Source organism: Kitasatospora sp. NPDC034023 (genome assembly GCF_055575795.1).
Genome location: NZ_JBVIRY010000011.1, coordinates 159682 through 172903, shown reverse-complemented (window position 1 = coordinate 172903; position 13222 = coordinate 159682). Strand labels below are relative to the sequence as shown.

The window sequence follows — 13222 nt, the reverse complement described above, 5'->3', positions numbered from 1 at the left end:
TGTTCCCGTCGTCCATTCGGGTGACGGGAACACTGGTGGGCTACGCCGTCCAAGCGGACAATACGGGGCATGTCGCGCCGCATCGGTCCCACCAGCCCAGCCCTGAGCACGACCCCCACAGCCGAGGCCGGGAAAGCGGAGGACGCGGAGAAGAACGAGGAACGGGAGCAACGGGAGCAGGCTGAGCCGCGCGCGCCGCACCGGTACCGGGCGCGGCTCGGCGCACTGGCGGCCGGGGCCGTGCCGGTGCTCGCGTTCCCGGCGCCCGGGCAGGCCTGGCTCGCCTGGGTCGCCCTCGTCCCGGGGCTGCTGCTCGCGCAGCGGGCGCCGTCGGGGCGGGAGGCCGCGGTGCGCGGGTGGTGGTTCGGGGCGGGGTTCATCCTGACCGCGATGTACTGGCTGGTGCCCTCCGTCGGACCGGCGCTGCCGGTGCTCGCCGTGCTGTTCGGGGCGCTGCAGGCGCCGCTCGGGTACGCGGTGCACCGGCTGCTGCGCCCGCCGCTGACCACCCGTCGGGCGCTGCTCGCGCTGCTGGTCGTCCCCGCGGTGTGGGTGAGCACCGAGTACGCGCGGTCCTGGCACGCGCTCGGCGGGCCGTGGGCGCTGCTCGGCGCCACCCAGTGGCAGCACCCGGCGATCCTCGGACTCGCCTCGGCGGGCGGGATCTGGCTGGTCAGCGCGGCGGTGGCGGCGGTGAACACCGGGGTGCTGATCGTGCTGACCTCGGTGCACTGGCGGCCGCGGGCCGTCGCGGCCTCGGCGGCGGTGCTGGTCCTGGCCTCCGGTCCGCTGCTGTTCGCGCTGCGCGAGGCACCGGCCGGGGCCGGGGCGGTCACGGCGGCGCTGGTCCAGCCCGGCATCGTCGCGGACCCGCAGGCCCGCTTCGACGCGAGCGCCCGGGCCACCGCGGACCTGGTCGGTCAGCCGGTGGACCTGGTGGTGTGGGGCGAGAGCAGCACCACCGCCGACCTCGACCGCGACCCGGCCGCCCTGGACGCCCTGCGCCGGCTCGCCGTCACCACCGGCGCCGAGGTGATGGCCGGGGAGGACGCCCGCAAGGCGGACGGGCGGATCTCCAAGGACGCGGTGCTGGTCTCCCCGGCGGGCGTGGTGGACCGCTACCGAAAGATCCGGCTGGTGCCGTTCGGCGAGTACATCCCGCTGCGACCGGTGCTCGGCTGGATCGCCGGGGTCAGTCGGGCGGCGGGCGAGAACCGGGCGCCAGGCACCGCCTTCCACGTGCTGCCGGCCACCGACCGGACGGGCGCACCGCTGCCGGTCGGAGCGCTGATCTGCTTCGAGTCGGCCTTCCCCGACATGGCCCGCACCGCCGCGCGGGACGGCGCCCGGGTGCTGGTCTACCAGTCCTCGACCTCGACGTTCCAGCACACCTGGGCGCCCGAGCAGCACGTCTCGCTGGCGGCGATCCGCGCCGCCGAGACCGGGCGGCCGGCCGTCCAGGCCTCGCTGACCGGCGTCTCGGCGGCCTTCGACGCCCAGGGCCGGGAGCTCGCCCGGCTCGGCACCGACGGCACCGGCACACTGACCGTCCGGCTGCCGCTCACCGCGCCCGACACGCTGACCTGGTACGACCGCGTCGGCGACGTGGTGCCGGCGGGAGCGCTGCTGATCACGGCGGGGGCCGCGGTGGCCGCGGTGGCGGGACGGCGCCCGCGCGCCGCCCGGCGCCCGGCTCAGCCCTCGGCGGGGGCGCGGTAGATGCCGAAGGCGGCGCCCTGCGGATCGCGCAGCACGGCGATCCGCCGACCGCCCGCCATCGAGAAGGCGGGCATCAGCACGTCCCCGCCCAGGGCCACCGCCCGGCTGACGGTGAGGTCGGCGTCGGCGCACGAGAAGTACGGCAGCCAGTGCGGCGGCACCTCCGGCGGGAAGCCCTCGTCCATCACCAGCATGCCGCCGAAGTCCTGACCGGCCAGGCCCCACTGGGTGTAGTGCTCGGAGGGCGCGACGGACCAGCCGAAGACCGCCGGGTAGAAGGCGGTCGCGCCGGCCGGGTCGCGCGTGAGCAGTTCCACCCAGCCGAGCGAGCCCGGCTCGTTGAACACCCCGGCGCCCTTGAAGGCGCCGGCCTGCCAGAGGACGAACACCGCGTGGGAGCGGTCGGCGGCCACCGCGAACCGGCCGTGGTCGCGCACGTCGGTGGGCTCCTTCAGGAGGGTGCCGCCGGCGTCCACGATCCTCGCCGCGGTGGCGTCGGCGTCGGCGACCGCGAAGCAGACCGTCCAGGCAGTCGGCTGCCCCGGCGCGTAGCGCGGGGTGATCGCGGCGACCGGGGTGTCCTTCAGGAGCATCCGGATGTAGTCGCCGTCCTCGGGGCGCCCGCCGTCGTCCTCCAGCCAGCCGAACAGCTCGCGGTAGAAGGCCCTGGCGGCGGCCGGGTCGGCGGTGCCCAGCTCGACCCAGCAGGGCGCGTCGGTGGTCACGGAGGTCTGCTTCATGGCGTCTACTCTCCAGCTCGTTCTCGGCCCCCGGCCCTTCCCGCCCAGGATGCGGGGCGGGAAGGGCCGGGGACGGACGCTGGTGGGCCGAACGGGGGCGGGCGGAGGGCTGACGAATGACAGATGACAGCTGACAGATTTCGAAATCTGTCAGCTGTCATCTGTTGAACGTTATCTGTCAGTTGTCAGCTGTCCACCCTCGGGCCGCCGGGCCGGCAGCTCCTCAGGCCGCAGGCCGCCGGGCCGCAGCCCGTCACCTCCGCAGAGCCCGCGAGACCGGGATCCAGAGCTCCGCCTCGGCGTCGGCCACCCCCGGGACGAAGCGGGTCTGCAGGATCTCCGGGCCCGGCCGGGCCTCGTACGGGTTGGACGGGAACCACTGGCCGGCCACGTCCCCCCACATCTCCTGCAGCGCCTGCGGGAACGGCCCGGTGTTGCGGAACACCGCCCAGGTACCGGCCGGCACCTCGAGCACGTCCAGGTCCTCCGGGACGACGACGTCCTCGCGCGCCACCACCGCGTGCCAGTAGGTGAGTTCGGACCCCTCCTCGCGGTTCGGCGAGTAGTCGTCGGTCACCGACACGATGCCGGCCGGGTCCGGCCCGGTGAGGGCCGTGATCCGCTCGACGGCCTCCTGGCCGAGCCCCTTGATGAACTCGGCGATCCCCGGGTTGACCCCCTGGTAGATCAGGGTGACCCGGGCCTTCCTGCCGACGATCCGGAAGTCCGGCTTCTCGACGATTCGGTATTCCATACTGCTGCTTCCTTCCACGACGAGTCGGAAGGACATCCGGGGCTGGGAGGTGAGCACCGCACCGTCGCGCCGGGCCTCCCCCGGCCCGACCCCGTGCATCGCCCGGAACGCCCGGGCGAAGGCCTCGCCCGAGGTGTACCCGTACCGGACCGCGATGTCGAGCAACGTCCGCTCGCCGTCGAGGACTTCGGCCCCCGCGACGGTCAGCCGCCGACGCCGGACGTACTCCGACAGCGATATCCCGGCGAGCATCGAGAACAGCCGCCGGAAATGGTACTCCGACGTCATCGCGATCCTCGCCAGCTCGGCCACGTCGACCTCGCCGTCCAGCTGCCGTTCGATGTGCTCCATCGCCCGGTTCAGGTGCTCCAGCATCCCAGCCCCGTCCTTCCTTGCTGATCACCGTAGGAAGGACCCACCCTGCCGTACCCGACAATCGGTGCCCGCTCCGGTCGGGTACCGATTGCCGGGTGCCGATCGCCGGTACCGATCTCCGGATGCCGATCGCCGGATGCCGATCGCCGGGTCAGCGGCGGGAAAGGCTGGTCAGACCAGGCCCTGGGCCAGCATCGCGTCCGCGACCAACTCGAAGCCCGCGATGTTGGCGCCCACCACGTAGTCGCCGGGGTGGGCGTATCGCTCGGCGGTGGTGAAGCAGGAGTCGTGGATGTGCTTCATGATCCCGGCCAGCCGTTCCTCGGTGTGCTGGAAGGTCCAGGAGTCGCGCGAGGCGTTCTGCTGCATCTCCAGCGCGCTGGTCGCGACGCCGCCCGCGTTCGCCGCCTTGCCCGGGCCGAAGGCCACCCTGGCCTCCTGGAACACCCGCACCGCTTCCGGCGTGGTGGGCATGTTGGCGCCCTCGGCGACCGCGAGCACGCCGCTCCGCACCAGCGCGAGCGCGTCGGCCTCGGTCAGCTCGTTCTGGGTGGCGCAGGGCAGCGCGACCTCGCAGGGCACGCTCCACACACTTGATCCCTCGACGAACCGGACGTGGCTGCCGCGCAGTTCGGCGTACTCGGACACCCGGCCGCGCCGGACCTCCTTGACCTCCTTGAGCAGGTCGAGGTCGATGCCCTTCTCGTCCACCACGTAGCCGGAGGAGTCGGAGGCGGTCAGCACCGTCGCGCCGAGCTGCTGCGCCTTCTCGATCGCGTAGAGCGCGACGTTGCCGGAGCCGGAGACGACCACCCGGCGTCCGTCCAGGCTCTCGCCGCGGCTGTGCAGCATCTCGGCGGTGAACAGCACGCAGCCGTAGCCGGTGGCCTCGGTCCTGACCTGCGCGCCGCCCCAGCCGAGGCCCTTGCCGGTGAGCACGCCGGACTCGTAGCGGTTGGTGATCCGCTTGTACTGGCCGAAGAGGTAGCCGATCTCGCGGCCGCCGACGCCGATGTCTCCGGCCGGCACGTCGGTGTGCTCACCGAGGTGGCGGTGGAGCTCGGTCATGAAGGACTGACAGAACCTCATGATCTCGGCGTCCGAGCGGCCCTTGGGGTCGAAGTCGGCGCCACCCTTGCCGCCGCCGATCGACAGCCCGGTGAGCGCGTTCTTGAAGATCTGCTCGAAGCCGAGGAACTTGACGATGCCGAGGTTGACCGAAGGGTGGAAGCGCAGCCCGCCCTTGTACGGGCCGAGGGCGCTGCTGAACTCCACCCGGAAGCCGCGGTTGACGTGGATGTCGCCGGAGTCGTCCGTCCACGGCACCCGGAACATCAGCTGCCGCTCGGGCTCGCAGATCCGCTCGATGATCCGGGCGTCGAGGAGTTCGGGCCGGTGGGCGAGCACCGGGGCCAGGGTCTCCAGCACCTCGTGGACGGCCTGGTGGAACTCCGTCTCGCCCTTGTTGCGGCGGACCACGTCCGCGTAAAGGGCCTCGACCGCCCGCTGTTCGGCGTCGAAGCGCGGCCGGATCGCGGTGTCGGGGGTGGAGGCGGGGCGGCTCATGGGCATCTGATCAGGACCTTCCGTCGTTGTCGGTGGTCGTGCGCGGGCGTTCCCGTGCCCAGGAAACGGGGGAAGTCTCGCAGTGTCCACCCCCTCGTCCACGCGCCATCCACATGGTGGAAGCCGGCGGGGAACGGTCGCGGGAACAGACGGGGCGGGGCGGGTGTTCTGCGCCTCGTGATCGCGGCGGGCACCGTCGGTATCCAGTTGTTCAAATTGGAACTACCGAGTACGGTCGACATCCGATCCAGCCCGGTCCACCCCTGATCGACGGAGGCCCGTTCCATGCCGCTGCCCGGCCCCACCACGGTGCGTTCGCGCGTGCGCATCCCGCTGACCTTCCCCGACGGCTACCGCGCCGAGGCGGAGGTCTTCACCTTCCACGGCCTCGCCGACGGCGCCGAGCACCTCACACTCGCCCTCGGCACGGTCCCCGAAGGCGGGACGCCGCTGGTGCGACTGCACTCCGAGTGCCTGACCGGGGACGTCTTCGGCTCGGACCGCTGCGACTGCGGGCCGCAGCTGCGCGAGGCGGTGGAGCGGATCAGCGAGGCCGGCGGGTACCTGCTCTACCTGCGCCAGGAGGGCCGGGGCATCGGGCTCTACAACAAGCTCGACGCGTACGCCCTGCAGGACTCCGGGTTGGACACGTACGACGCCAACACCGCGCTCGGCCTGCCCGAGGACGGCCGGGACTACACCGCCGCCGCCCAGATGCTCACCGCGCTCGGCGTCACGGACGCGACGGGCGCGACGGACGCGACGGGCGCGACGGGCGCGACGGGCGCGACAGATGGGACAGGCGGCATCGACCTGCTGAGCAACAACCCGGACAAGGCGGCGCAGTTGGCCGACCTCGGGATCACCGTGCGGCGCCGGGTGCCGACGGGCGTACACCTGTCGGCGAGCAACGTCCGGTACCTGACGGCGAAGGTGGAGCGGACGGGGCACTCGATCGAGCTCTCCCGACTGGTCGGCTGAACACCCTGCCCGAGAACGGCCGGTCGCCCGAGCATCCCGCCCCAAGGCGAAGCCGGCCGGCAGCGGTTCCGGCCGTCAGGCGTCGCGGAACCCGATGGCCCGTTTCACCACGCCGCGCAGTCGGCGGTCCGCTGCCGTCAGCGGCAGGCGCTCGCGGTAGTAGGCCGGGGAGGACACCGGCCGTGCGCCGAAGCTCTGCTTGAACGCGGCCAGCGAGGAGTCGGGCCGGGCGTCACCCATGTCGTAGACGAGGCTCCCGGCCGCGCACGCGTCCTCGACGGCGAGCCGGTGCAGGAGGTGGTTGGCGTGGACCGGATGCGCCAGGCGCCGGTCCATCGCCCCACGCCAGTACTTGGTGTGGGTGCCGTGCCGCAGCACCACGATCGCGGCGGCCGGCTCCCCGCCGCAGCTGGCCAGCCAGATCGCGCAGGAGGCGCCGAAGCGCTCCGCGACCGCTTCCAGGAGGCGCGGCGGTTCCTCCCGCCGATGGCGCCAGCGGGCCAGGGCCAGCGGCTCGTGCTGCTGTTCGGCCCAGCGGGCGACCGACTCCTGGTGGAGACGCCGGAACTGCGGCACCAACCGCCCGCCCCGGCCCACCTCGACCTGTACCTCCGCGCGTTCGGCCTGTCGCACGCCGCGGCGCACCTGCGGGCGGAAGCTGTGGGCCCACACCTCCTCGAAGCCGCCCGCCAGGTCGAGGAGGTAGGTGGTGCGGTCGAAGGCCGCGAAGGTGTCCGGAACGGTCGCGTTCCAGACCGCGGCGGACCGGGGGTCGAACCGTACGGCGACCCGCAGTGCGGGGCGGTCCGCGAGATCCTCGAAGACGAGCCGGGCCTCCCGCGGGTCGGGTGGTCCGTCCGGCACGACGGCGCCGCCGACACCCCACCCGGGCCAGGACTCCTCCGCCAGCAGGCGGGTGGCCCAGCCGCGGCGGCGAACCAGCGGGACGAGGACCTGCCGCCCGCCGTCGAACCGGTACAGCCGACTCGCGTCCGCCAACGGCCGGGCGTCGCAGAGGCAGTCGAGCCAGGTCGGTGTCTGCGTCACCAGCGCTCCGTCATCGCGCTCGATCAGTTCCCACCACAGCTCGCGCGGTGCCGGACTGGTCACCTCGACACCGGCGGGAGGCGTCCTGGGCATGGCACGGTCGCTCCTCTCCGGTGAGTCCGCCAGCCCCCGCTTTCCAGGCTAGGTGCGCCCGCGGACCCCCGCCCGACCCCGGCGCACTCCCCCACCCCGGCGCACTCCCCCGCCGCGGCCGGGCGCCGACCGGGTGGCGGGTCATAAAATGGGCGGGCTGGCCCATACCGGCTCCGGGCCGCGTCCGAGCCCGGGAGGCCGAGGACGGGAGCTGCTGGTGGTGAGCAACGGAGCCCGCGCGTCGGCCGCCGTCGTCCGATCGCTGCGATCGCGGGGCAGGGCGGTCCTCACCTCCGCCGGGCGCTACGACCCGTTACTGCGCAACGCCCATCTGCTCACCCTCAGTTCGCTGTTGACCTCACTCTTCGGCGCCCTGTACTGGGCACTCGGCGCCCACTGGTACAGCCCGGCCACCGTGGGCCGCAACTACGCCGCGGTCTCCGCGATGATGTTCCTCGGCGGGGTGGGGCAGCTGAACCTCGCCAACGCCATGGTCCGTTTCGTGCCCTCCGCCGGGCCGCGCACCGGGCGGCTGGTGGGGCTGGCCTATCTCGCGGCCTCGCTGGTCACCCTGGTCTTCGCCGCCGGGCTGGTGCTGCTGATCCCGGTGCTCTCACCCGGGCTCGGGTTCCTGCGCACCTGGGGGCTGGGCCTCTGCTTCGTCGTGGCGACCGCCGGCTACGCGATCTTCAACCTCCAGGACGGCGTCCTCACCGGCCTTCGGCGAGCGGACTGGGTGGCCCTGGAGAACGGGCTCTTCTCGATCGAGAAGATCGGGCTGCTGGTCGTGTTCGCCGCCGTCGGTGCGCAGAACGGGATCCTCCTCTCCTGGATGGTCGGCATCGCGCTCGCGCTCGTCGTGACGAGCGCCTTCATCTTCGGCCGCGCCCTGCCCCGGCACGAACGGGCCGCGCCCACGGCCGGCGCGGACACCTCGAGGCCGACCTTCGGCTACATCTCCGCGGACTACGTGGGTGCGATGTGCTGGCTGGCGGCGGTCAACCTGCCCCCCGTGATCGTGCTCAACCGCCTCGGCGCCGCCGACAGCGCGTACTTCTCACTGGCCTGGATGGTGCCGTTCGCGCTGTACTGCTTCAGCTCCAACATGGGCTACTCGCTGGTCGTGGAGTCCGCCCGGGACATCACCCGGCTCGACGACTACCGGCGGGTGCTCCGGCACTCCGGCCGGGTGCTCGTGGCGGCGGTCGTGCTGCTGATCGCCGTCTCGCCGTGGGTGCTGCGCCTGTTCGGCGCCGGGTACGCCCGCCACGGCACGGTCGTCCTGTGGTTGCTCGCCCTCTCCGCGCTGCCGAACCTGCTCAACACCACGGTCGTCGCGCTGTCGCGGGCCCGGCGCCGGATGGGCGTCGTGGTCGGCGTGCTCGCCGGGCTCTCGCTCGTGGTGCTGGCGCTGACCGAATTGCTGCTGCCGGTGCTCGGCATCACCGGCGCCGGCGCGGCCTGGCTGATCGGCCAGACCCTCGTGGCGGCCGTACTGCTCTGGCGCCGCTCCTGGTGGCTGCCCGCCCCGCCGCGCGGGCGTCACGACCCGGCCCCCGGAGGGCCCCACCCCGCGGAAAGCCCCGCACCTCAGGACGGCCCCGCACCTCACGAGGGCCCCAGGCCCCAGCGACCGGCGCCCCAGCGGCCGGCGCCTCAGCGGCTCCCGCCTCCGCGGCCGGCCCGCAGGACGGTGCGCCGGATGCCGAGGCAGGCGAGCGGCAGGGCGATCAGGAGGGCGGCCCAGAAGGCGCTGTGGCCCCACAGGTCCGCGATGCCGCCGTACAGCGGCTCGGCCATGGGGATGCGCAGCGCCTCCAGCGGGCCGAGCGGCGGGGGCACGGCGCCGAGCAGCAGCGTGCCGAGCAGCCAGAGCGCGAAGAGCCGACGGGCGGCCACGGGCCGGGCCAGCGTGGCGGCGGCCGACAGGGCGGCCAGCAGGACGGTGAACCCGGCCTGGTACGCGGCCCCGACCCGGCCGGTGCCCCAGGACTCCGGCGTGGGGTGGTGCCCGGTGGCGGCCAGTCGCACCTCGACGGTCGCCCAGAGCAGGACGACCAGGACGAAGGTGCTGCCGAGCGCGAACCGGGCGCGTTCGCGGACGCCGGCGCCGGCCGGCCCCCAGTCCCCCTCGGCGGATCCGGGCCCGCCCGTACCGGCCCGGGTGGTTCCGCCGGCGGGCCTGGAGCGGCGGGCGAGGCGCCGCCACTGTTCGGCGGTCCGCTCCCGGGCGGTCCGGGCCGTCCGCATCAGCCGGGCGGCGCGCTCGGCCAGCACCAGGGCCACGACGATGCCGACGGCGGCCACCACCCCGGACCAGCTGCCCATGCCGCCCTCGAACGTGACCACCCGGTCGGCCACGGCCGGCGGCGGTTTGAGCACCGTCATCGGCGGCCCCAGCCGCAGGTAGCCGATCGCCCCTGCCCCGGCCGCGGCCAGCGCCAGCGTCCCCCGGCCGACCCTGGCGGGGAACGCGACCAGGATGACGGCGGCGGCCAGGGCCGCACCCAGCTGCGGGGTCACCCACCGGGCCGCCTGGTCGCCGGCGGTGCGCAGCCGGTCGCCGAGGAGGCCGTTCGGCAGGATCTTCAGCTGGTTCCCGGCATCCACGCTGATCCGCGCGAGCGAGCCGGCCCAGAGCAGCAGCGCGAGGGCGACGAGCAGCAGCAGGGCCGCGGCCGTCTGGCGTGGCAGCGCGGTCCGCGCGTTCGCCCACCAGATGCGGGCCCGGGGTGCCAGCCAGGCCCGGAGCCGCCCGGCCAACGCTGCGGCGCCGCCCGTCTGCCCGGCCGGGCCGCCCTGCCCGGCGGTGGCGCGCCTGGCCCGCAGCGCCTCGGCGGCGACCAGGGTCGCGCAGCCGGCGACCGTCCCGGGGTCGGCGCGCACCGCGCGGCGGCGCAGCGCGGACCAGCGGCGGCGCACCCCGGCCGCCGGCTCCTGGCGTGCGGCGGCGGACACGGCGGCCCAGCCGGCCAGCGTCATGTCTGCCACGACCGCCGCGACCACGGCCATCATGGCCGACACCCGCCAGGACAGCGGCAGCCGGTGCAGCGCCGCGGGCAGCGGGGAGAGCCGGCCCAGCAGCCGCGGGTGCTCCTCGTGCTGGACGGTCAGCCAGACGGCCAGCCGGTACGCCTCGGCCCGCTCGTCGGCGCTCAGCCCGTCCCCGGTGCGGCGGCCGCCGCCGAGTTCCCGGGCGGCCCGGTCCGTCTCGAGCACGACCTCCGGAACGCGGGCGAGCGCGAGCAGCCGCCCGCAGTGCTCGCCCTGACACTCCGGGTGGTCGCAGTCGTAGCGGGCGGCGATGGCCGGCACGGAGGCGGCGAGCAGCTCGTCGACGAAGGCGACGGCGTCCGGCCCGGCGGCGACCCGGGTGAGGCCGGCCGAGTCGATCGGGCGCTCGCGGTAGACCGGGGTGGCGGAGGGCGCGAAGGCGGCGCCGAAGGCGAGGACTGCGAGGGCGGCCGCGCCGGTCCGCCGGGCGCCCCGGGCGCTGTCGACCGCGCGGAGGTAGTGCAGGTCGAAGAGGGTGTCCCGGACCTCGTCGCGCAACCAGACCAGCAGCTGCTGCGCACCGCCGTCGACCAGCCACTCGGCCGCCTCGCCGGAGCGGTTCAGCATGCTCCAGGCCAGCACGGACGGGGCGTGGTACGGGTCGCCGAGGAAGGTGACCGGCCGGTGGACGTAGCCGCCCGCGGCGCCCCCGGCGGGCGCCTGGGGACGCACCACGGCCGGGTTGCCGCCCGCCAGCCAGCCGGTGACCTGCTGGGCCCGCCAGCGGTGGGCGGGGTTCCTGGTCAACAGGCCCTGGAGCAGCAGCAGTCGGCGCGGATCGGCGACGGCGGAGAGGTTGACCCCCTCGCCGAAGACCAGGTCGTACTGCAGCACCTCGTCGCTCACCAGGTAGCCGTCCGCGTCCAGGTAGTGCGGCCGGCCGGTGAACAGCTCGTACAGCACGTTGCCCAGGCCCCACCACGGCCCGGCCGGGTGGTTGGCGCCGGCCAGCTGTTCGGGGGCCATGTAGGCGATGGTCACCTGCATCTCGGACGAGAAGCTGCGGCTGGCGGTGAGCCGGGCGACGCCGCCGAAGTCCGCGATCACGAACTCCCCGGGGCCGGCGCCGGGCCGCACCAGGATGTTGGAGGGCTTGAAGTCCACCGGGTTGCGTTCGATCCGCCGCTGCCAGAAGTCGAGCATGGCGACGAGTTCGCGGACGATGTCCTCGGTTTCGCGCGGGTCGGCGTGCCGGCGCTGCTCGCTCAGGGCGGCGATGCGGTCGGCGAGGGTGACCGGGAGGTACTCCATCGCCACCCAGTCGCAGCCCGTCCCGGCGTGCTCGACCCGGCCGTAGTCGATGATCTGCGGCGCGTGCCGCCGGTAGGCCTCGTCGCGCAGGTGCTCCAGCAGTTCGGTGTCCATGGCCTGGCCGGCCCGGGTGACCTTCACCGCGGCGTCCCCGCCGCCGTCCAGCCGCCGGACGTGCCAGACGGTGCCCTCGGAGCCCGAGCCGGCGACCTTGTACGGCTCGTACCGGTCCAGCAGGGCCGCGGGGAAGGCCCCGCCGAAGTGGCCGCCGCGTGCGGGCGCGGGGCGGCGGGTGACGGTCCCCGGGACGGCGTCGCGCGGCGTCGGGACCGCGGTCGGCGCGTCCGGGCCGGCCCGGAACCGCTTGAGCCGCGAGGGCGGGCCGGGTGTCGGGGCGTCCTCACGGCGGCCCCAGGGCCGCCGGTCCACCCGTGTGCGTGGTCCCGCTTCCGTCGGCGCGCCGTCGGCCATCCTGTCGTTCCCCCTCCAGCCGGCCCAACCTTGACTCGTCATCATGTCGCAGGCGCACGGGGATGGTTGCCGAGTTCGACCGCTTTCGCCCGGCCCCGTGGCCAAGCCGTTATCCGCCCCGCGACCAGATGTCCCCGATCGGCGCGGCGTCCGCGGCGGCGCCGGTGGGCGGCAGGCCGTAGGCGTCCTCCAGGGTGCGCAGCAGCCGGTAGTGGTCGATCCGCTCGTCGTAGCTCCCGGGCCTGACCTGCGCGCCGACGACGACGGTCGGGATCCGGTTGCCCTGGTCGTTGTCGTCCTCGTCCCACGTGACCACCAGCAGGCTGTTGTGGGTGCGGGCCCAGTCGGCGTAGCCGGCCAGGTTGTCCCGCAGCCAGGTGTCGCCCTGCTGGACGGAGCCGTCGTGCATGTCGTGGGTGAGGTCCGGCACGACGAACGACAGGGTGGGCAGCGCGGCGTAGTCGTGCGGGAAGGCGGAGAACGGCAGGTTGACCTCGGACGGCAGGGCGGCGAAGTCCACCCACGGATTGTGCCTGCGGGCGTACCCGCCGCTGTCGCAGCCGGTGTAGCCGGCGCTCGGCAGGCCTTCGGAGTACCCGGCGAAGGTGAGGCCCGCGGTGAGCAGCGCGGAGCCGAGGTTGGCCGCGGAGAAGGTCTTCGGGCAGGAGTCGTCGGTGACGCCCTGCACCGAACCGGAGAAGAGGGCCAGGTAGTTGGGCTGGCTCGGGTGCGTCACGGCGAACGAGCCGGTGAAGCTCGCGCCCTGCCCGGCGAGCTGGTTGATGAACGGCGCCTCGGCCGTCCTTCCGATGACGTCGGAGTACGACCGGTTCTCCTCGACCACCACCACGACGTGGTCGGGGCGCGGCACTGCGGCCGCGCCGGGCACGGACGTCGTGGAGGGCCCGGACGTCGCCGAGGGCACGGACATCGCGGAGGGCGCGGAGCCGGCGGAGCCGCCCGGGGCCGCGCACCCCGTCACCAGCAGGACGAAGACGGCCACCGCCGCTCCGGCCGCCCCGCCCGTACGGCGGCGGCGCCCGGGGCTCCGGCTGCCCACAGTGGTCACACCATCCAGCCTGGCCGCCCGGAGCGGGAGCGGCAACGTCTCCGGATGACCCGGGGGGCAGCCGGGGCGCCGGATGCCTAGAGTGGGAAGGAATAGCGACTG

9 protein-coding genes are annotated in these 13222 nt (G+C 74.2%); 2 read left to right on the top strand and 7 right to left on the bottom strand.

The window, feature by feature from the left end:
• Positions 1-69 precede the first annotated feature (69 nt).
• Positions 70-1719: an apolipoprotein N-acyltransferase gene (lnt, locus tag ACZ52R_RS17540; protein WP_465753695.1), complete on the top strand. Its 1650-nt coding sequence runs from the start codon at positions 70-72 to the stop codon at positions 1717-1719.
• On the opposite strand, the gene ACZ52R_RS17535 is transcribed toward lnt, so the two are convergent.
• The 3 genes from ACZ52R_RS17535 to gdhA form a co-directional block, all read right to left on the bottom strand.
• Positions 1695-2459, bottom strand: coding sequence for a VOC family protein (locus ACZ52R_RS17535; RefSeq protein ID WP_465619885.1), 765 nt, complete (start codon positions 2457-2459; stop codon positions 1695-1697). The genes lnt and ACZ52R_RS17535 overlap by 25 nt on opposite strands.
• Positions 2460-2712: 253 nt before the next feature.
• The gene (locus ACZ52R_RS17530) at positions 2713-3588 is read right to left on the bottom strand and encodes an AraC family transcriptional regulator (RefSeq protein ID WP_465753694.1); all 876 of its coding nucleotides are present in this window, start codon (positions 3586-3588) and stop codon (positions 2713-2715) included.
• A 171-nt stretch (positions 3589-3759) separates the two neighbouring features.
• Positions 3760-5160 carry an NADP-specific glutamate dehydrogenase gene (gdhA, locus tag ACZ52R_RS17525; protein ID WP_465664202.1) on the bottom strand — a complete coding sequence of 467 codons (1401 nt, stop codon included), beginning with the start codon at positions 5158-5160 and terminating at the stop codon, positions 3760-3762.
• 279 nt (positions 5161-5439) lie between these two features.
• Between gdhA and ACZ52R_RS17520 the strand changes: the two genes are divergently transcribed.
• Positions 5440-6135 carry a GTP cyclohydrolase II gene (locus tag ACZ52R_RS17520; RefSeq protein ID WP_465664203.1) on the top strand — a complete coding sequence of 232 codons (696 nt, stop codon included), beginning with the start codon at positions 5440-5442 and terminating at the stop codon, positions 6133-6135.
• A gap of 75 nt (positions 6136-6210) precedes the next feature.
• Here ACZ52R_RS17520 and ACZ52R_RS17515 read toward each other — a convergent pair whose 3' ends face one another.
• From ACZ52R_RS17515 to ACZ52R_RS17500, 4 genes are all read right to left on the bottom strand, one after another.
• Entirely contained in the window at positions 6211-7275 is a 1065-nt protein-coding gene (locus ACZ52R_RS17515; RefSeq protein ID WP_465753693.1) for a GNAT family N-acetyltransferase, read from the bottom strand.
• A 966-nt stretch (positions 7276-8241) separates the two neighbouring features.
• Positions 8242-8382, bottom strand: a complete 141-nt coding sequence (locus ACZ52R_RS17510) for a hypothetical protein (protein ID WP_360489845.1) — start codon at positions 8380-8382, stop codon at positions 8242-8244.
• 549 nt (positions 8383-8931) lie between these two features.
• The gene (locus ACZ52R_RS17505) at positions 8932-12009 is read right to left on the bottom strand and encodes a protein kinase domain-containing protein (RefSeq protein WP_465753692.1); all 3078 of its coding nucleotides are present in this window, start codon (positions 12007-12009) and stop codon (positions 8932-8934) included.
• 151 nt (positions 12010-12160) lie between these two features.
• On the bottom strand, positions 12161-13120 hold the full coding sequence (locus ACZ52R_RS17500; RefSeq protein WP_465664206.1) for an alkaline phosphatase family protein: 960 nt from the start codon (positions 13118-13120) through the stop codon (positions 12161-12163).
• Between the last annotated feature and the right edge of the window lie 102 nt (positions 13121-13222).